The organism is Fructilactobacillus lindneri DSM 20690 = JCM 11027, assembly GCF_002907375.1.
Taxonomy (GTDB): domain Bacteria; phylum Bacillota; class Bacilli; order Lactobacillales; family Lactobacillaceae; genus Fructilactobacillus; species Fructilactobacillus lindneri.
In genome coordinates this window covers 16,072-36,888 of sequence record NZ_MIYK01000010.1, presented here as the reverse complement: position 1 = coordinate 36,888, position 20,817 = coordinate 16,072, and the positions used below count along the sequence as shown (strand labels likewise).

At 33.2% G+C, this 20,817-nt stretch carries 18 protein-coding genes and 1 pseudogene; 6 read left to right on the top strand and 13 right to left on the bottom strand.

Annotation, left to right across the window (positions count from 1 at the left end):
- Positions 1 to 213: 213 nt before the first annotated feature.
- Positions 214 to 1,938 (bottom strand): alpha-glucosidase, encoded by a 1,725-nt coding sequence (locus tag BHU33_RS03115; protein ID WP_054646751.1) that lies wholly within the window; start codon positions 1,936 to 1,938, stop codon positions 214 to 216.
- Between the two features lie 236 nt (positions 1,939 to 2,174).
- Between BHU33_RS03115 and zwf the strand changes: the two genes are divergently transcribed.
- Positions 2,175 to 3,659, top strand: a complete 1,485-nt coding sequence (gene zwf / locus BHU33_RS03110; RefSeq protein WP_056997740.1) for a glucose-6-phosphate dehydrogenase — start codon at positions 2,175 to 2,177, stop codon at positions 3,657 to 3,659.
- Positions 3,660 to 3,768: 109 nt separating this feature from the next.
- Positions 3,769 to 5,199: an NADP-dependent phosphogluconate dehydrogenase gene (gndA, locus tag BHU33_RS03105; protein ID WP_054646752.1), complete on the top strand. Its 1,431-nt coding sequence runs from the start codon at positions 3,769 to 3,771 to the stop codon at positions 5,197 to 5,199.
- A 67-nt stretch (positions 5,200 to 5,266) separates the two neighbouring features.
- Here the strand turns inward: gndA and BHU33_RS03100 are convergent, their stop codons facing one another.
- The 3 genes from BHU33_RS03100 to relB all read right to left on the bottom strand — a co-directional run bounded on the left by BHU33_RS03100 (position 5,267) and on the right by relB (position 6,503).
- Positions 5,267 to 5,863, bottom strand: coding sequence for a DUF1054 family protein (locus BHU33_RS03100; protein WP_054646753.1), 597 nt, complete (start codon positions 5,861 to 5,863; stop codon positions 5,267 to 5,269).
- Between the two features lie 71 nt (positions 5,864 to 5,934).
- Positions 5,935 to 6,210, bottom strand: a complete 276-nt coding sequence (locus BHU33_RS03095) for a type II toxin-antitoxin system RelE family toxin (protein ID WP_054646754.1) — start codon at positions 6,208 to 6,210, stop codon at positions 5,935 to 5,937.
- 59 nt (positions 6,211 to 6,269) lie between these two features.
- A complete protein-coding gene (gene relB / locus BHU33_RS03090; protein WP_054646755.1) occupies positions 6,270 to 6,503 on the bottom strand; it encodes a type II toxin-antitoxin system RelB family antitoxin in 234 nt (77 codons plus the stop codon).
- Positions 6,504 to 6,677: 174 nt separating this feature from the next.
- Here relB and BHU33_RS03085 point away from each other — a divergent pair, with 174 nt between their 5' ends.
- Together BHU33_RS03085 and BHU33_RS03080 are read left to right on the top strand one after the other, a co-directional pair.
- Positions 6,678 to 8,228, top strand: coding sequence for a multicopper oxidase family protein (locus tag BHU33_RS03085; RefSeq protein WP_054646756.1), 1,551 nt, complete (start codon positions 6,678 to 6,680; stop codon positions 8,226 to 8,228).
- A gap of 155 nt (positions 8,229 to 8,383) precedes the next feature.
- Positions 8,384 to 9,760 (top strand): amino acid permease, encoded by a 1,377-nt coding sequence (locus tag BHU33_RS03080; protein WP_056997739.1) that lies wholly within the window; start codon positions 8,384 to 8,386, stop codon positions 9,758 to 9,760.
- A 144-nt stretch (positions 9,761 to 9,904) separates the two neighbouring features.
- Here BHU33_RS03080 and BHU33_RS03075 read toward each other — a convergent pair.
- From BHU33_RS03075 to BHU33_RS03065, 3 genes and pseudogenes are all read right to left on the bottom strand, one after another.
- Positions 9,905 to 10,321 (bottom strand): annotated as a pseudogene (locus BHU33_RS03075) (LysR substrate-binding domain-containing protein); the annotation flags it as partial.
- A 14-nt stretch (positions 10,322 to 10,335) separates the two neighbouring features.
- On the bottom strand, positions 10,336 to 10,794 hold the full coding sequence (locus tag BHU33_RS03070; protein WP_054646758.1) for a LysR family transcriptional regulator: 459 nt from the start codon (positions 10,792 to 10,794) through the stop codon (positions 10,336 to 10,338).
- 279 nt (positions 10,795 to 11,073) lie between these two features.
- A complete protein-coding gene (locus BHU33_RS03065; protein ID WP_054646759.1) occupies positions 11,074 to 11,961 on the bottom strand; it encodes a LysR family transcriptional regulator in 888 nt (295 codons plus the stop codon).
- 544 nt (positions 11,962 to 12,505) lie between these two features.
- On the opposite strand from BHU33_RS03065, the gene BHU33_RS03060 reads away from it, so the two are divergent.
- A complete protein-coding gene (locus tag BHU33_RS03060; protein ID WP_054646760.1) occupies positions 12,506 to 12,889 on the top strand; it encodes a LysR family transcriptional regulator in 384 nt (127 codons plus the stop codon).
- Positions 12,886 to 13,383, top strand: a complete 498-nt coding sequence (locus BHU33_RS03055) for a LysR substrate-binding domain-containing protein (protein ID WP_054646761.1) — start codon at positions 12,886 to 12,888, stop codon at positions 13,381 to 13,383. The genes BHU33_RS03060 and BHU33_RS03055 overlap by 4 nt, the downstream gene beginning before the upstream one ends.
- Positions 13,384 to 13,788: 405 nt before the next feature.
- On the opposite strand, the gene BHU33_RS03050 is transcribed toward BHU33_RS03055, so the two are convergent.
- The 6 genes from BHU33_RS03050 to BHU33_RS03025 all read right to left on the bottom strand — a co-directional run bounded on the left by BHU33_RS03050 (position 13,789) and on the right by BHU33_RS03025 (position 20,505).
- Entirely contained in the window at positions 13,789 to 15,453 is a 1,665-nt protein-coding gene (locus BHU33_RS03050) for an alpha-keto acid decarboxylase family protein (protein ID WP_054646762.1), read from the bottom strand.
- A 140-nt stretch (positions 15,454 to 15,593) separates the two neighbouring features.
- Entirely contained in the window at positions 15,594 to 17,021 is a 1,428-nt protein-coding gene (locus BHU33_RS03045; protein WP_054646763.1) for an NAD-dependent succinate-semialdehyde dehydrogenase, read from the bottom strand.
- A gap of 293 nt (positions 17,022 to 17,314) precedes the next feature.
- Entirely contained in the window at positions 17,315 to 18,121 is an 807-nt protein-coding gene (locus tag BHU33_RS03040) for a manganese catalase family protein (RefSeq protein WP_054646764.1), read from the bottom strand.
- A 257-nt stretch (positions 18,122 to 18,378) separates the two neighbouring features.
- Positions 18,379 to 19,197, bottom strand: coding sequence for an amino acid ABC transporter substrate-binding protein (locus tag BHU33_RS03035; RefSeq protein WP_056997738.1), 819 nt, complete (start codon positions 19,195 to 19,197; stop codon positions 18,379 to 18,381).
- Positions 19,198 to 19,210: 13 nt separating this feature from the next.
- On the bottom strand, positions 19,211 to 19,849 hold the full coding sequence (locus tag BHU33_RS03030; protein ID WP_054646765.1) for an amino acid ABC transporter ATP-binding protein: 639 nt from the start codon (positions 19,847 to 19,849) through the stop codon (positions 19,211 to 19,213).
- 11 nt (positions 19,850 to 19,860) lie between these two features.
- Positions 19,861 to 20,505: an amino acid ABC transporter permease gene (locus BHU33_RS03025; protein ID WP_054646766.1), complete on the bottom strand. Its 645-nt coding sequence runs from the start codon at positions 20,503 to 20,505 to the stop codon at positions 19,861 to 19,863.
- Positions 20,506 to 20,817 lie beyond the last annotated feature (312 nt).

Sequence of the window (20,817 nt, the reverse complement as noted above, 5' to 3'; positions counted from 1 at the left end):
TTTTGTTTGATGTTGATTTCGTCAATCAATCAACAATACCCATGTTAAAGACTCCACATTACAAACAGATTACAGACAGTTTAAAAAAAAACGGTTTTTTGTAATTATGTAATACAGCGTACACATTTTGTAACTTAACTCATGATTAAGCTGAATTTTGCAACAAAAAAACGTGCTTAGATTCATTTCAAGAACCTAAACACGCAATTTATCTTATTCTGATTTTAATACTACTGCTTGAAACGGTGCTAATTTATCAACATTCACTTGATGATCATCATGGTTATAAAGAGAATCAACAATCACTTCTCCTATGAATTGATGTCCTAAATCAACTAATTGATTATTTAAATTAACTAAAATAGTGATCTTTTGTTCTTGATACTCACGCTGATATCCAATGATATCCTTATCAGCTAATGGAAGTGGTTGTAAATTCCCTTCTATAAATAAAGACTTATATTGTGGGTCTTGCCGAATCTGCAAAATCCTCTTGTAAAAGTTCAAAATAGATTTTGGATCAGTTTCTTCATTAAATACATTGATTCCAGCACGATGATTCCCTGGATTAAGCCAAGGTTTATGGGTTGAAAATCCGGCAGTCTCACTATCATCCCATTGCATTGGTACTCTGGCATTATCTCGTGAACGCCAATTAACAAATTTAAGTGCTTCCTTTTCAGAATACCCGTTATTTAATGCACGTTGATAGTTATTTAATGAAGAAACATCATTAAATTGATCAATACTAGTCCGTTCAAAATTCTTCATTCCCAATTCTTGACCTTGATAAATGATTGGAACACCAGGTAAAAAGAAATACATTGCTGCCAAAGCTTTAGCAGCTGCTGGGGTTCTACTGTTTGGATCTTGAATGAATTTTGTCAATGCCCGATTTTGATCATGATTTTCAATCACATTTGCAAAATTACCATTTGCTTCCTTGATTGATTGTTGACTTGAAAACATTGTATGCGCTAAATCAGCTACTTGCCAATCATTTTTCCGATACCATTCATTCGGATCAGCCACATCAATATTCAAATAACTAAAATCAAAAATCATCGAGAAATAACCATTTGGTCCAACAAACTCAGACAAATCTTCTGGTTTAACCCCGTACGCTTCCCCGATTGTAACTGCATTATACTTTGCAAAAGTTTCATCACGTAGTTCACGTAAAAATTTACCAAGACCTGGACGATTAAGTCCTTTACGTTCTACATTAACTAAACCGTCACGCCCATCAGCTGGCAGACTAGCCCAGTCTAAGTCTTTTTTCAGTTGGGTAATGGCATCCAATCGGAATCCAGCAATCCCTTTTTCCAACCACCAGTTGATAATTTTGTACATATCTTGGCGTAATTTAGGATTTTCCCAATTTAAATCAGGTTGTTCAGCTGCAAAAGTATGGAAATAATATGTTCCTGGTTCTCCTGGAACTGGAGTCCATGTTGAACCACCAAATGTCCCCCGCCAATTATTCGGCGCTTTGCCATCATCTGTATGTTTAAAAATGTAATAATCACGATATTTACTTTGAGGATCATGCAAAGCCTTCTGAAACCATTCATTTTGATCAGAGGTATGGTTGGCAACCAAATCCATAATAATCTTAATTCCTCGGTCACGAGCCTTTCTGATTAATTCATCAACATCATCCATAGTCCCAAAAACAGGGTCGATTTGTTGATAATCAGTAATATCGTATCCCATATCAACCATCGGTGATTTATAGATTGGTGAAATCCAAATCGCTGTTACTCCTAAGTTCTGAATATAATCCAAACGAGAAATAATTCCCTGAATATCACCAATCCCATCGCCATTTGAATCTTGAAATGAACGTGGATAAATTTGGTAAATCACTTCATCCTTCCACCAATACTTATTATCCTCTGGTATAGCTTGAAAGTTTGTTTCATATTGCTTTGACATGTTGACCTCCTTTATTTGTGATAATTTAGTTAGATTATCATTTTAACAAAAAACAACTGCAATTTTAATGAAAAATAGCCATCACTTAAAATTAAGCAGTTGTTTTTGCCCTCATTTTATCACCATATAAGATAGCGGTTACATTTAGACACTTCAAGGGAACAAACCCCTTTTATTATGTTAGAATTTGGTATATTCTTTAGTATGTATAGAATTTTATAAAAGGAGTGAATGTTATGGCAACTGAAACACCAACACGAGCATTATTTATGCTTTTCGGTGGTACCGGTGATCTTGCTTTGCGAAAGTTATACCCTGCTATCTTTAACCTTTATAAAAAGGGTAGTTTGAGCAAGCATTTTGCACTAGTAGGTCTCTCTCGAAAAGAATTAACCGATGACGAATTCAGAGCAAAAATTATTGATTCCATTGCATCCGAAACCGATGACAAAGCACAAGCTGAAGAATTTGCAAGTCACTTCTACTGGAAGTCACACGATGTAAATAACCTTGGTCATTATGCAGAATTACGCACAATTGCTGATGAACTTGATAAAAAATACGAACTTGAAGGAAATCGTGTTTTCTACGTTTCCATGGCCCCACAATTTTTTGGTATTGTTGCCAAGAATTTAAAGGATCAGCATGTTTTATCTGAAAACGGCGGTTTCAACCGTTTAGTAATCGAAAAACCATTTGGTCGCGATTACGAATCAGCTAAAAAATTAAACGATGAATTAACGAGTGCTTTTAATGAAAACCAAATTTACCGAATTGATCATTATTTAGGTAAAGAAACAACTCAGGCAATTCCTGTGATTCGTTTTGGCAATCCAATCATTGAATCAGTTTGGAACCAAAACTTCATTAAAAATGTTCAGGTAACTCTTGCTGAAAGTTTAGGTGTCGAAGATCGAGCTGGATATTATGATACAGCTGGTGCCCTTCGCGACATGATTCAAAACCATGCCCTCCAAATTGTTAGTTATTTAGCAATGGACGAACCTAATACTTTTGTTGATACAGAGATTCGGAAAGAAAAAGTTAAAGCATTAGAAAGCATGGAGATTTATGATGCTGAAGGTGTTAAACAAAACTTTGTCCGTGGTCAATATGGCGCAGGTGATGGCTCTCCAGCCTATCGTGACGAACCAGGCGTTCCAAAGGATTCTAACAATGATACGTACGCTGCCGGGAAGATTGTTTTCAACAATCCACGCTGGGGTAAAACACCTTTCTACGTTCGCTCTGGTAAAAAATTAGCTGCTAAACAAGGTCGAATTGATATTGAGTTCAAGAAACCGTTAGTTGATATTTTTGCCAAGGGAACTAAACAACCCCAAGAATTACAATCAAATGTCTTATCATTATTGATTGATCCTAAAGTCGGGATTGTTTTGAACATCAATACCAAAAACTCTGAACAAGGTTTCCATACTGAAACCGTTGATTTAGATTACGTTCAATCTCCAGAACGGGCTGCTGAAGTTCCTCTTCCATATGAACGTCTTTTCCATGACATCTTAAATGGCGACGGAACTTACTTTGCTAGCTGGCCAGAAGTCGCTGCTGCTTGGAAGTTCGTTGACCCTATTCAACATCTTTGGGATGCTACTCAACCAGACTTCCCTAACTACAAACCAGGTTCAATGGGTCCTAAAGCGGCCGATGATCTCTTGGCACGTGATGGAAACTCTTGGTATTACCCTAACGTAAGATAATAAAGCGTTTTCAAAAAATGGGTAAATCTATTTCACAATTTTAAAATGTAATGATAAACTATGTGTGTAGCAGAAATACAAAACATGTATACAAAAAGGAAGGTATATTATGGCTGACAAAAAAGCAAACATCGGAGTTGTTGGTATGGCTGTTATGGGTAAAAACCTTGCCCTTAACATTGAAAGCCGCGGTTACACCGTAGCTATCTACAACCGTAGCGCATCAAAGACTGAACAAGTAATGAAGGATCATGCTGACAAGCACTTGCTTCCTGCATATAATCTTAAAGATTTTGTTGAATCAATTGAAAAACCACGTACTATCTTAATGATGGTTAAAGCTGGTAAACCAACTGATGCAGTTATTAACGAAATTCTCCCACTTCTTGATAAGGGTGATACTCTTATTGATGGTGGTAACACTAACTTCCATGACACCATGGCAAGAAACGAAGAACTTGCTAAATCTGGTGTTAACTTCATCGGAATGGGTGTATCTGGTGGTGAACTTGGTGCCTTACAAGGTCCTTCACTTATGCCTGGTGGTCAAAAAGAAGCTTATGATCGTGTTGCACCTATCTTGGAAAAGATTGCTGCAAAAGCTGAAGATGGCAAACCATGTGTTGTCTACATCGGCCCTAACGGTGCTGGTCACTATGTAAAAATGGTTCATAACGGTATCGAATATGGTGACGAAGAGTTAATCGACGAAAGTTACAACATTCTTAGAAATGCTGCTGGCTACTCAGTTGACGACCTTGCTAAAATCTTCAAAGATTGGAACAAAGGCGAACTTAACAGTTACTTAATCGAAATCACTGCTGACATCTTAACTAGAAAAGATGATCTTGGCGATGACAAGAACAAACCTATCGTTGATGCTATTCTTGACCGTGGTGCTAACAAAGGTACTGGTAAATGGTCTTCAGAAGATGCTCTTGACGAAGGTGCTCCTCAATCAGTTATTACTGAATCAGTTTACGCACGTTTCGTTTCAATGTTAAAAGACGAACGTGTTGCTGCTTCTAAAGTACTTCATGGCCCAGCTAAGAAACCTAAGTTTGGTAGCGATGATATTGTTGAAGATATGCGTCAAGCATTATACTTCGGTAAAATCATGAGTTACGCTCAAGGTTTTGAACAAATGCGTATGGCTTCAGATAACTATGACTGGAACCTTAAGTATGGTGAATTAGCTCAAATCTGGCGTGAAGGATGTATCATCCGTGCTCAATTCTTAGACGAAATTACTAAAGCCTTTGAAAAGAACCCTGATCTTAAGAACTTGTTAATGGATCCATTCTTTGGTGACATTGCTAACAAGTACCAAGACTCAGCTCGTCGTATCGTAGCCTTTGCTACTGAATACGGTATTCCAGTTCCTTCATTGGCAGCTGCTGTTTCATACTTTGATTCATATCGTGCAGAAGTTCTTCCCGCTAACTTATTACAAGCTCAACGTGATTACTTCGGTGCTCACACTTATGAACGTACTGACCGTCCAGGTAACTTCCATTACCCATGGTACGAAGAACAGTAGAAATTATTCTATCAAGAATATAAAAAAGAATCGACATATGTCGATTCTTTTTTATTTAGGATAATTATTATACCAACTTTTCATATAGTGGCAGCAATGTCTTTAAAGTTTGTTCTAAATCATCATCAAGTGCACTGGTTCCAAAACGCTTATCACCGCGTTCAATTTTAATACCGATTAAAACGTCGAGTGCTTTTACTTTCTTAAATTGTTCTACAACCTGAGAATATTCGGATAATGGCAGCGTTTGATTAACCATATGATTTTGACTAAGGACAAAGTAACTAGGTAATTGTTCAACTAGTTTTCCTAGGGCTTTCAATTTAGGATAAATTACATCCGTTTGCTTAGGTTTCATATTACTTTCCACCGCTAAATATAAATAAAGATTATCATGCCAAAATCCAAGCTCAAAATGAGGAAGCATTTTATATCCTCGCTTATTAGTTGAAAAGGCAACCCAGGTAGTGTCAGGGGCATTGGTTGTCCGCATCCGATGTTTGGCAACGTGATCAAACCACGCTTCACCAGTTGCTGCTTCCAGAACTCTTAACATTGGTACTGCCATTTTTTCAAATTTAGGATCAATAGTTGCTCTAATCTTTTCCATTCGCCCCGATAAAGTTGGATCAGTAAAAACCAAAAAGTCAGAATCAGTAAACATTTTTACACCTCGTATAATTAAAATAAAAGTTGCAATGATTAATAGTCTTAGTAATTATATTAGTTTAAATATTAATCATACATCGTTCGGCGATGACCAATATTGATTGCCGTAACAACTAAATATTGATCTTCAATTTCGCAAATTGCTCGATAATTTCCAATCCGATAACGCCATTTCCAACTTTGATTACTAGTCAATCCCTTGCCAATTCGACGTGGATTATCAATACCATCAACATTGTTAAGCAGCCATTGTAAAATTAATTTAGCTTGATGTTTATCCATCTTTTTTAACTGCTTTTTTGAAACTGATGAAATTCTTAATTTATAATGCTTTCTTTCCATTGATTATTAACCTACCTTTGTTTGATCTCACTAATAATATAGGTAAGTAAAAAAATAATTTATTTGTCTAACAAATCTAAATCCCTCATGACTTTTTCAATTGGTTCTGATTTTTTATTATCTTTCAACCATAATTTGTGAGCCGTCACTGCCGTTTGTCGATCATATTCATCTTCAATTTGTTCAATTGAATAATTTTTAACTAGTTCTGATAATGAAATTCCATAAAAATCAGCCATTTCTTGTAACCATTCCTTTTCTTCAGTGGATACTCTCACAGTAATTGTAGCCATTAACAACAGCTCCTCTCTTTTGTATTACATTGTAACACAAAAAAACAATGTCCGTTTCTCCCTTCTTTAATATATACGAATGATTAAGTATTCCCTATTTACAAGTCAAATTTTTCAGCGTACATTATAATTGTAGTAAACTAAAAGTAGTAAATAAGAAGAGAAGTCAAACCAATGACTGACAAAGAGCATAAAGTTTACAATAACTATTTCTTTAATGAATCCGCTTATGATTATCATGATGGCGGCTATATTCCATTAGAAGTATCCGACGCACCAGAAAGCAAATTAAACATTCCTGAAGTGCTAAAACCTGATAAGGAAACTGATACCGATATTTGGTATACAGTTGAAGCACAACCGGGTGAAACTCAAATTCTACCTGGTAAAAAAACTAAAACTTGGGGCTATAATCAAAGTCTCTTAGGTAAAACCATTATTTATGAAAGTGGCAAAAACTACCACGTTACTTTAAAAAATACTTTGCCTGAATTAACTACTTTTCACTGGCATGGTCTTGATGTTCCAGGTCCTTACGTTGACGGTGGCTGTCATGCTCCCGTCTTCCCAGGCAAACCTAGTGAAATCAACTTTAAAGTCGACCAACCCGCTGCTACTTTATGGTTACATGCTCACCCATGTCCATTAACTGGATGGGATGTTTGGCATGGATTAGCTGCTCCTGTAATTGTTAAAGATCAGGAAGAAGCCAAGTTACCATTGCCACGTAATTATGGAGTGGATGATATTCCTGTGATTTTACAAGATCGAACCTTTGATGAAAATAATCAATGGAATTACGATAAGGATTACGATCCTGATGGAACTGAAGGAAAAACCGCTCTAATTAATGGAACGGTCAACCCCTACTTTGATGTTACAACCCAAAAAGTTCGACTTCGTTTCTTAGACGGTTCTAACCGTCGTGAATGGCGCTTACATTTAAGTGACGACCTCGTGATGACTCAAGTAGCATCTGATGGCGGTATTTTACCAGAACCAGTCTACATGACTAAACTCATGATTACTTGTGCTGAACGTGCTGAAGTTATCTTAGACTTCGGTAAATATAAACCTGGAGATGAAGTTACCCTTTATTCAGACGATACTCCAATTTTAAAATTCAAAATTCATGCATTTGCTCCTGACAATACCGAAATTCCAGACCAACTAACCAAGATTGATTATCCTGAAGTTGATCCATCTGCTCCGGTTCACCAAGTGGTAATGTCTGGAACAGATGAAGAAGTCGAAATTAATGGTAAAAAATTCGGTATGATGAGAATCGATGATCGTCAAGAACTTGGCAAAACAGAATATTGGGATATTACTAACACTAACGATTGTTGTGGTGGAATGATTCATCCTTACCATACTCACGGCGGTCAATTTAAGGTGATTTCTCGTAATGGAAAAGCTCCTTATCCAAATGAACATGGTTATAAAGATACGATTGGCGTGAATGCCGGTGAAACTGTTCGAGTTAAAATGCGATTTAACTATCCTGGAATCTTTATGTATCACTGTCATATCATCGAACATGAAGATGGCGGGATGATGGCCCAAATGCAAGTTTGGACTAAAGATGATCCACATAAGAAATACAAATTAATGGATATGAAGACTTTATTAGATGCTCTCGCTGAAGAACGTCATTGTCTTCCCGACCAACTTGTTATTAAAAGTATGGAATCATACAAAAAGATGGGCATGGATATGTGTTAATAAATTAATTATTAAAGTTGTTCTCAATCAAAGTTGAGAGCAACTTTTTTTGCTTTAGTTTCAGAATATCTAACATAAAATATCGGTGCATGATAAAATTAAAAGTATAATAAAAAGCCAAATATAATTTTATGAATATTTAAAGGGGAACAAGTATGGCACAAAAAAATGATCGTAAAATGGTACGGGGATTAAAAAATCGACATATTCAGTTGATTGCCCTCGGTGGTACCATTGGAACCGGACTGTTCTTAGGGTCTGGTGAATCTATCAGTTTAACCGGACCTTCTATTTTATTAGCGTATACCATCACCGGAGTAATTTGTTTCTTAATCATGCGAGCTTTAGGTACTTTATTATTATCTGATTTAGAAGCAAATTCATTTATTGAACCAATTGCTCACTTTCTAGGAACGACTACTGGCTTTGTTGCCGGTTGGACGTATTGGATGTGTTGGATTATTGGAGCAATTGCTGAAGTAACTGCGGCGGGGATCTATATTAATTTTTGGTTTCCAAATATTCCGTCTTGGCTAACTGGGTTAGTAATTCTATGTTTAATCTATGCTCTCAACACGATTAACGTGGCAGCGTATGGGGAAAACGAATTCTGGTTTGCTTTAATTAAAGTGCTGGCAATCATCGCCATTATTGCAATTGGGGTAGTTTTAGTATTAATCAACTACAAAACTCCTACTGGTCACGCCTCCGTCAGCAACTTATACAGTCACAAGTTCTTTGGACATGGCTGGCAAGGGTTTGCCCTATCATTTCAAATGGTAGTTTTCTCATTGACAGGAGTTGAGATGATTGGAATGACTGCTGGAGAAACCAAAGACCCGGTCCACGTCATTCCTAAAGCTATTGATGCGGTTCCTTTCAGAATCATTTTATTCTATATCGGGGCTTTAGCTGCCATCATGTGTGTAATTCCTTGGCAATCCATTTCTCCAGATGCTAGTCCTTTCGTAGCAGTCTTTAAAAACATTGGAATTACTGGCGCTGCTGGAATCGTTAACTTTGTAGTTCTAACTGCCGCTACATCTGCTTGTAACTCTTCAATTTATACGACGGGACGGATGCTATTTTCCTTAACTAATGGAAGTAATAACAAATTCGCTAACAAACTAGGAACTCTTTCTAAACGTCGCATTCCGCAAAATGCAATTACCTTTTCGATTTTGGTAGTTGGAATTGCTACATTATTAAATGTGATTATTCCAAAAGGAGTGTTCGTGTTTATCGCCAGTATATCAACCACCCTCTTCTTATTCATGTGGTCATTGATTATTCTGGCGCAAATGAAATATCGGAAACAAGTTGATAAAGCTGGCAAAGCTGATAAATTGATTTTCAAAATGCCGCTTTATCCTTTCTCAAGTTACTTAGTTTTAGCATTCCTAATCTTTGTCGCAATTGTATTACTCTTTAAAACAAGTTCTTTGATTGCCTTGATTGGTTCATTAATCTGGATTGGAGCCTTGTACTTGATTAAGATTCGTAAGAATAAACGAAAAGATGCTTTAAAATAAACAAAAATTACAAGGGCAAAAAACCTTAAGTTAGATTTGTCGTCTAACTTAAGGTTTTTTATTATTTCTAAAATTAAATATAAAGTAAATAATTATAAAATTTTGTAAGGAAAGAGATTATAACTTGAGATGTAAAATTATTTTTTAACAACTAACTTTAATAGAATTTATTATTGTTTCTAATAAATTGTTCAATCTAGTATTTAATTCATACCCATTACGCCAAACTAATGAAATATATACTTGAGGGATTTTATCATCATTTAATTTAATTGGAACTATCTTATCCCTTAATTTAATAGCATTACTAAGTAACAAAGAAATCCCAATATTCTTTTGAACAAGTTCCTCAATTAACTCTGGATCTCTAGTCCGATAAACTACATTAAGCTTTTTAAACTGTTTATTTTTAATATTATCAATCACATTTGCTTGAATAAAGCCATCAGTCATTTGAATGACTTTTTCTGAATCTAAATCTTGTAAATTGACAAACTTTTTATTGGCTAAATGATTTTGCTTGTTTACTATCAATTCAAAATTATCTTTGGTTAAAATCTCAGACTGAAATCCATTTAATTAATGGGCTCAATTGAAGCTAATATTGTTATATTAAGATCTCCGCGTTTTAACATTTTTATCAATTCCACCGAGTTGTCATCTACAATATTTAGGTTTATCAATGTCTTATCATTTAAATGTACAGCAACTTTAGGAAAATAAGTGTTATTAATCATTGGTGGCATACCTAAGTTAATTTTTAAGCGTTTTTGGCATTCTTTAGTTTCATTATTAAGGATAGACAATTGATCAACAATTATTTTTGAATATTTATGCATCTTTTCCCCAGCAGATGTTAAAATTAATTCATTCGGTTTAGGGTTATGAACAACTAAACGACAACCAGCTTCGTTTTCTAAACGTTTAATTTCTCTCGAAATAGTTGATTTGTAAACATGAAAAGCCTCTGCCACATTACTATAATTTTTTAGTTCAATTAATTTTTCAAAGTATTGTAAGCTTTGTAATCTCATTCTAAGTCATCTCTTTTTCATTATATAATCGTGTAACACTATATTATATAATATACATGTCACTTTGACGAATATTATCCATATAGTTATAAATGCGAGTATGGTAAGTTTTTCTAAAAAAGTTTGTTAACTAACATACATAAAAATTTCATTAATTAAAAATAAAAACAGACCTTACATTGCATAAGTTCTGTTTTTCCAAAGCTTATTCTATCCACTTTTCACATAATTTAATATTAGTGAATTTTAAGACACACTTATTATCACCAATTTTAAAAATTAACTTACTTTAATTGAATCAACGACAGTATTTATCAATTTCTGTGTTCGTTCATTTATTTTACGACTTGTACGCCAAATTAATGATATGTATACATCAGGAATATTATAACAATCCAAATCAATTGTTAATAAATCATCTTTTTCATCTATCTCTTCACCAAGTATCATAGATATCCCAACATTTGCAGAAACTAACTCCTTAATCAACTCTGGATCTTTAGTTCGATAAATAACGTCAAGAGCGTCGGGATATTTTTTCTTAATTTCATTAATTACATCTGCTTGAATAAAGCCATCGTCCATTTGAATAACTTTTTGGGAATCTAAATCCTTTAATTCAATTTTCTTCTTATTTACTAAAGAACTTTGTTTACTTACTATTAATTTAAACTTATCTTTAGCTAAAATTTCAGAATGAAAATCCTTTAATTTGATTGGCTTTACTGATGCAACAACTGCCATATTAAGTTCATCTCTTTTTAATAATCTTAATAATTCTTTGGAAGTTCTATCAACAATTTTTAAATTCAACAACATACTATTGCTTAAATTCATAGCTACTTTAGGAAAATAAGTATTATCAACCATTGGTGGCATTCCTAATTCAAGATTTAATTGCTGCTGATACTTTTTAAGATCATTATTAATTAATGGTAACTGACCAACCATCACTTTGGCATATTTATGCAGTGCTTTCCCAGCTGAGGTTAAAATTAGTTCATTACGTTTGAAATTATGAATAACTAAACGACACCCTAAATCTTTTTCTAGTCTTTTAATTCCCATTGAAACTGTAGATTGATAGACGTTAAAATAATCAGCCACACTACTGTAATTTTGTAGTTCAATTAATTTTTCAAAGTATTGTAAACTTTGTAGATTCATTCTAATCTCCTATTTTAAATCATTCAACTTTCTTTAGGTTATCTAAAATAAATTTATATCTTTATATAGTAGACACTTATTGAAAGTGTAAAATTTTAATTGCTCATTTTATCATTTTTTTGCAATTATTATAAAAATTAAGTCAAAGATAATCATCATACTATTTTTAAACATCATGTTGTGCAAATTATAATAAAACATGATTTTGTAAAACTTATTATAACTATATCATTTTTCATTATTACTGTCATAATTTTTCGTTATGAACAAGGCATACTTCTCAACATAACAATTAAAAATTTAAAACTTAACCCTAAAATTATTTAAAATATTAACATTATTGCACAATTAAAAGCTTAAAGCTTCAATGTATTGTGAGATAATTGGGTTATAATTGATATATCATTTTTAATGATTTCATAAAACCATTTTCATAAAAGTTAGTAATTACAAATCGCAAGTTGTGTAACATTATATTTAATCAAATAGTTTATAGTTATATAATAGTGATAAGTACTTTTTTAAACTTAAGCAGGTAATAATAATGAAATTAACTAGTTTACAATATTTTGAAAAATTAATTGAACTAAAAAATTATAGCGAAGTAGCAAAGTATTATGGCATTACTCAACCATCAGTTTCAATGAACATTAAAAGGTTACAATCTGAATTTAATGATCAACTATTTATCATTAATCCAACTACTGGTAATATAAAATTAACTAAAGCCGGAAAAGACTTACACAAACATGCAAAAGTAATTCTACAACAATGGGAAAAACTTGAAACTGGCATTGAAAATAGAAGTTTACAAGATCTCAATTTAGGAATTTCTCATTTGATTAGTGATGGCTATTTTCCAAGTTTATTAAATAAATTAAATAGTGAAAAAATTAATTTAATCGAAAATGATAAAAAAAATTATTGAAAGCTTTGAAGCTTGGAGATTTAGATTTAGCATTAGTTGAATCAACCACTCCTATTAGAGAACCTGGAATTAAAGCTGAAATTGTTGAAACCGATCAAATTAATATCATTGTAAGTAAAAATAATAGTTTGGCTTCTAAAGCTTATATTGATTTTAACGATTTAAAACAAATGCCCTTTATCACAACACAAAATAAATGTTTAAAAGAATACTTATTTAAGTATTTTGAACAAAAATATGAAACTTCTATTTCTGTTATCTCTTGTTCAGGTGATCCTAATTTAATTAATCAATTAGTCCAAAAAGACATTGGTTATTCATTTTCATTAAACCAATGGTTAACAAAAGACATTAAAAATGGATTAATTGCATTGAAAGTTAAAAATAATGAATTACCAAGTTTTGTTTTATCAATTATTTATCCACAAAAACATAAATTAAATGATGAAGAAAAAAATCTCATAAATACAATAAAAGAAGTTTCAGTCCAGTAAATTAATTTAAAATCAATAAATTTATCAAGTACATATTCACATAGTCTAGTAAGATAAATTAATAATATTAGGAAAAGATTTCGGGGCTACTGATACTCAATTTTTAAAAATACAAATTATATTGATAAACCTACTGAAATTAATCAGTAGGCTTTTTATTTTTCTATTTGAATTATTTATATAATTACAAACTAACAAGGATGAACTATTAATTATGAAAAATAAAAATATTAATAAAATATTATTATTATCAGAAATAGATTTGATATGCTTCACAACCTAACTATATCTTTTAAGGACTTTGAAAATAACAAAATATTCGCTAATTTAGAAAAGACACTGAAATACCCTAAAAAAACTTTACTTGTTATCTAACCTTTTCAGTATTGTATTAATATCATTCATTTACTTATTTTGTTGAGATAAAGTTTCACCCAATTGTTTTAAATTTGATGGAGCGTCATCTTTTGCTAGACAAACTCTAACAATAGTCAATTTTTCTTCACTTAAATTTATTTTTTTCATGGCAGCTACTAATTCGTTCTCAGTTTTTACATCAAAATACTCATACTGATCTTTTGATGCTCCAAAAGCCTGAGGAATTACTGCGTAATCTAATTGGGGAACATCATTATATGGTTCAGTCATGCCATGAATTACCCTTTCAACTGTATAACCACGATTATCCAAGATAAAAATGATGGGTTTCAAATTGTTTTTAATTGCAAATGCCATTTCTTGAATCGTGAGTAGTAATGATCCTTCGCCAACTGATAATACTGTTCTTCTCTTAGGAGCAGCTGGTTCACTCCCTAGGGTTGCTGGAAATGAATACCCGATTGAAGACCAACTAGGCTGACAAATAAAAGTAACATCTGCTGGAAGTTTGACTAATGATAATCCAAAAGTAGAGGTCCCCTGGTCAACCACCACTGTATCCCCTGATTTTATAAAGTCTTGCATTGCATTTATATAAAAATTCTGAGTCAATAATTGATCTTTAGAATTTATTTGGGAAATTTTATTAATAAATTTTATTTTTTTATGATTAACATTTTCTAATTTTAATTTACTAATTTCTTTAATTACTTTTATAAAGCTATTTTCATGATAATATGTAAATATTTCAGAATAAAAATCAATTCTACTTGAATTAATATCAATTGTATTCTGGTTATTAAAAATCTGATCAAATCCACCTATATTAGTGTCAAAAATCACTGTTCCTAATAATAAAACTAAATCTGCATTTTCTATTAATTTATTTGTTTCTGGACTAGACAACTTACCATTGTAAGTTCCAATAAATTGGTCTAAAGATTCATCAATCGTGCCTTTACTTTCAATTAAATCCGCAAAAGGAATTTGGTTATCAATAATTAACTTTTTTACTTCACTTGATAGACCAAATCGTTCAATATCTTCACCTACAATTATAATAGGACTTTTAGCGTTTTTAATTTCATTAATAACGGTTTGATTATCCACCTGATTACTACTATTACTTTTATCTTCAAAAAGTTGTGGAATTATCTTTTTAAAAATTGGATTAAGTGGCATATCTGCGAGATTACTTGGAAAATTTAAATATGCAGGTCGTTTATTATCAATTACATATTTAATAACATCATTAATGGTACTTACTGCATTATCTTTAGTCAGATAACCAGTTTTAATTCCCAAATCTTGATGTACTTTTCTAAAATGATTAAATGTACCATCTCCCAAGCTATGGTGCATTAACTTATGATTATTTTGAACTTGAGTACTAGGACTACCTACAATTTCTAATACTGGAACTCTTTCAACTTTACTTCCAGTAATACCATTAATAGCGCTAAGTTCACCGACTCCAAAAGTAGTTACAAAAGCAGCAAAACCATTTTGACGAGCATATCCATCTGCCATATAAGCTGCATTTAATTCATTCGAATTTCCTCGCCACTTCATATCATTTCTTTTAGTAATATGATCCAAAAAAGACAAATTGTAGTCTCCTGGAACACCTAAAATATCCTTAACATTTAAGTAATACAAAACATCTAATAAATAATCAGAAATCGTATACATTATATTACACTCCTAAATTTATATTTTTTAAGCTCAATTATAATTCAATACTTTGCTAAAAAATGCTCCATAAATTAGAGTTTTAACTAACTTATAGAACATTCCATTAATACTAAGCAAATTTATTTAATTCTAATCTTTTATTTTTCATCTGGATTAGGTCCAAGTAAAGCACTAGCTGGATTATCCAAATCAGGTTTTTCAGATTTTACAATTAATTGTTCATTAACAAAAGCCAATTGTCCCAATTTGCTTAATTCACGGCCATAACCAGAACCTTTTACTCCACCAAATGGCAATTCTGGCAAAGTAGTTAATCCATTATTAACAAATACCATCCCGGTTTCAAGTTTAGCAGCAACTTCAGCACCATGATCTTCATTTCCAGAAAATACAACTCCACCTAAACCATATGAAGAATCATTGGCTAAGTCAATTGCTTCTTGTTCACTATGAACTTTATATACTTCAGCGACTGGACCAAAAAATTCAGTATCATAAGCTGGATTATCTTTTGAAATATTGGTTAAAATAGTTGGCATAAAGAATTGACCAGGCAAATCAATTTCCTTATTACCATAAATTACTTTAGCACCGTGTTCGATTGCTTCATTTACTTGCTGTTGTAACTTCTCTTTTGCCTTTTCACTGTGCAATGGAGCTAAGGTAGTTTTAGGATTTAAAGGGTCCCCTGGTTTAACTTTACTAAAACTACTAATTAATCCATCAATAAAATCATCATATACATTATCCATTACAATAAAACGTTTTGGAGAAGCACAAACTTGTCCAGCACCATATAAACGACTGCGACCAGCAATACTTTTTACATCATCAAGATTGGCATCGCTCAATACAATGAATGGATCTGTTCCACCTAATTCCATGGTACTCTTCTTTACATTTTTACCTGCAACACTTGCAACTGCTGAACCACCACGCATTGATCCTGTTAATGTAACTCCTTGAACAATTGGACTTTCAATTGCTTTTGTCACTTGATCATAGGTTAAAAACATATTAGTAATCGCACCTTCAGGTACCCCAGCTTCTCGCATAATCTTTATAAATAGTTCTGCAGAAGCCGGGGTATTAGAAGCGTGCTTTAAGATCATAGAATTTCCAACCATAAAGTTAGGTGCAAATACTCTCATTATTTGATAATAAGGGAAATTCCAAGGCTCAACCATCATCAAAGCCCCTAATGCCCGTTTATAAACTTTGGCTTTACCAGGAGCAATCGTATCTATACTATCTGGTTTTAATAATTCTTTACTGTGTTTAGAAAACCAATCAGCGATTAGGGCACATAATTCAACTTCTCCTCGTGATTCAATGATTAATTTTCCCATTTCCATCGTACATGTTTCAGCAAGTTCATCTTCATGTTTTATTAAAACTTTAGAAACATTCTGTAAAATTTTACTACGTGCTTCAATATCTTGCTTTTTCATATCTTTAAATGAATCGTTAGCTGCTTCCAATGCTAAATCTAATTGATCTTGGGTAGCAAAATCATATTCACCAAGTACTTTATTATTAAATGGATTAATTGATTTATAAGCCATCTTAGAATCTCCTTTATAATCATTTATTTTTTACGTAACAATCGTAACATAACATAATAAATTTAATGCATTTCTTATTCTTTTTCTAAGTGTTTCTTTTAGCCAATTTTATTATCATTACTATGTTGAGTAAGCGATTAAAAGGAAGTTTCATTTAAAGATGTTTTTTAAAAATGTAATTACTAGATTTGATTTTTCATTATCACATTTGTAAAACAAAAACACCTTCTTAGAAATTTTCTAAAAAGGTGTTTTATTATAATAAAATCACGATAAATAATTTTTCTTATTAATTATCCTTGATCATTGTGTAATTGTGGATCAGCAGGCTTAACCTCAGGGATTCCACCCATTGCTTCAGGATTTTCCTGATAAGTGAATTTTTCACCATCTTTAGCAACTTGACCTTCAAAAGCACGTGATCCATCTCCATCAGAGAAATTCATTAGAACGTGGCTAAACTCACTATGCTCAATATCTTTCATGTCACCAGGAACAACTACGCCATATTTTTCCTCAAGTTCTTCTTGTGCTTTCATAAATTGTAATTGATGTTGAGTTTCACGAGCAAGTAAAAATTTAAGCATATCACGAACACCTTCATCTTCAGTCATGGAATAAAGACGACTTACTTGTAATCTTGCTTCTGATTCTCGAACTACGTTAAATCTCATATCAGCAACCAAATTACCGCTTGAAGTAGTGTATCCAGCATTCCAAGCAACTCCATTAGGATTATTTAAACTAGCATTTAATCCGTGAACTAATGCATGTTCTGGATCCATTCCAGCCATTGTAGCAGCTAATGAAGGATCTTTTTTCAATGTTTCTTCATTTTTATAAAATGGAGCATCTTCTAATGGATAACCAATCATCGTTGATATCATTTCAATGTGGGCAAGTTCTTCAGTTCCAGTATCTAAAAGTAAATCTTTATACTTTTCATCACCAGTTGATGCCCAACCTTGAGAAAGATAAGATAACATACCGGTTGTTTCGCCCCATTGTCCACCAAGAGCTTCTTGCAAACGTCTTGCCATGATTGGGTCTGGGCGATCAGGTTTGGCATTGTATTGTAGTTTTCTTGTGTGTTTAAACATAAAGATACCTCTTTCATAAATTAATAGATAATAACCAAAATACATGTATTTTGTAAAACATTATTGCGCACAATTAAATATACCACATGAGGATTAATTATCATAGTAAAATATTTCATTTTTGAAATATAATACGCTTACTTATTTTATTGAGGTAAAATTTCAACCAACTATTTCAAATTTCTAGTGAATCATCTTTAAATAAAATAAGTCTAACAATGGTTGATTTTCTTTACTTAAATTTTCTAATAGTTAAATTAATCAGTTTTTCCAAAATATTTCCGTGCCAAGCGTTGTTCAGTTCCATCCTGACGAAGTTCAGCGATTGCCCAATTTAATTTGTGGCGTAAGGTCTTATCTTCTTTTCGAACCCCAACTGCCATTTCATCAGGTGGAAAAGTTGTTTCCACAATTTTTAACGGAATCGTTTGCTGGTTGTGTGCTAGATAATACCGAGCATAATCTTCGTCAATCAGAACTGCTCCCAAGCGTTTAACTTTGACATCATTAATTGCCTTGTCAAAAGTATCATACTGAACTGGCTTACTGGTTAAATATTGTTTCAAAACCTTGGGATCTTGTTGAAATAAAGTGACTCCTGATGATCCAGATTGAACTCCCAGGTGTTTGCCGCGCATGTCTTCTGATTTGTTTACTCCGGAATCAGCTCGTGTCAATAAGACTTGTCCTGTACGATGATACCCATTTGTAAAAGCAACGTGCTGCTTTCTCTCGGGCGTAACGGTATAACCATTCCAAATTGCATCAATATGGTGAGTATTTAATTCTGTTTCCTTCATTGACCAATCAATAACCTGAAATTCTGGTTTTAAGCCTAACTTTTTACAGGCTGCTTGTGCCATTTCAACATCATAACCAACCAACTTGTTATGTTTATCCCGAAATCCCATCGGCACAAAGGTATCGTCAATCCCAATCTTAAGCGTTTTTTCATGTTTCAGGCTGCTCCAACTATCAGTACGATGATTAAAACGATACCAAATTGTTCCAGCCACTAATACTAGTAAAACAAGAACCAAAAGATTACCAAGTAATTTTTTTCGTTTTGAAGTCATCAAAGTTTCCTTTCTAACGCTCCACGTCTTTCCCAAAATCTAAAACTTCTCCAGTCAAACTTTTGGCAAAAGGTAAATCATGGGTAACTACAATCTGAGTTACGCCGCGCTGTTGGAGTTTTTGAATGACTTCGGTTACTCGTTCCGTCGCCTTTTTGTCTAATCCGGAAGTGGGTTCGTCATAAGCTAATATACCTGGATTCATAGCTAATGCTCTAGCAATGGATACTCGTTGTTTTTGTCCTCCAGAAAGCTGAAACGGATATGAATCTTTTTTATCACTCAAATCCAGTTCGGCAAGTAACTGATCACTTTGTTTTTGATATTGAGATGGTCGCTCCTTTTTAACAACTTTGGGAGCCAAAGTGACATTTTCTGTCACTGTATATTGGAGGAAAAGATTAAAATCCTGAAAAATAACTCCCACGTCGGTACTTTTCCGTCGCGGATCTAGTTCTAACTGCTTGCCATCTAAAATTATTTTACCGGCATCGGCCGATGTTAAACCAGCTAAAATATTTAAAAAAGTCGTTTTACCAATTCCAGACGGTCCGACTACAGTTAAAATACCCCCATTTGGAACCGTTAGATTCAAATTTTTAAAGATAGTTTTCTGATTATAAGTTTTCTTTAAATTTTTAATTGTTAACATGATTTTCCCTCCTAACGATAATAGTTGAGTCGTTTTTCGATGGACCGCATTCCAACAGTTAACATAATCGTAAATAATAGATACATTGCTCCAACTAACAGATATGGAATCAAGGTAACATCTCGTGCCACTGCAATGTTGCCGGCACGCATCATATCGCCAAGTCCAATCACGTAAACTAAAGAAGTATCTTTTACCAAATTAATTACTTCGTTTCCAACGGATGGCATAACGGTTTTAACTACTTGGGGAAGGGTGATGTAACGCAAGGTCTGCAGGCGATTAAATCCCAAAACTTTAGCACCATCATATTGTCCTTGTGCAACCGACTGCATTCCGCCACGAAAGATTTCGGCAAAGTAAGCCGCATAATTTAACACGAAAGTAAAAACAGCTGCTTCAAAACGGGGTAAGGTCACAATGTTCGCCAAACTCAACCCATAGTACACAAACACAATTTGTAGTAATAAAGGGGTACCTCGCATAATCGTGATGTAAACATCAACAATCCAACGAATAATTCGTAAGGAAGACTTTTGTAAAATTGCAACCACTATTCCTAATGGTAAAGAAAAAAGTAAAGTTAAAATAAATACACCTAGCGTCATCTTGAGTCCATCTAACAGACTCGGTAAAACTTGATAAATATAATCCATAATTAGCTCCTTTTAATTCAATTTTATTTTAGGATCAAACAAAAAAGTCCCCAAGTTATCAATTAAATGACAACTTGAGGACGATTCGTTCGCGATTCCACCTCTATTTTAGATAGCATTACTACTATCTACTCAGGTACCTTACTAATTAGTAAGGTACAGCTCTTAACGGAGCAAACCGAGTATTTTCTAGAATATACTGGATCATCACGAGTGTGGTTCGCCTCAGTGAATGGTCACTTTTCAACTCTCGTGACTTTCTGTGCATTCAGCATTCGGTTACTCTTTCGTTCATATCTTTGATTTGTATAC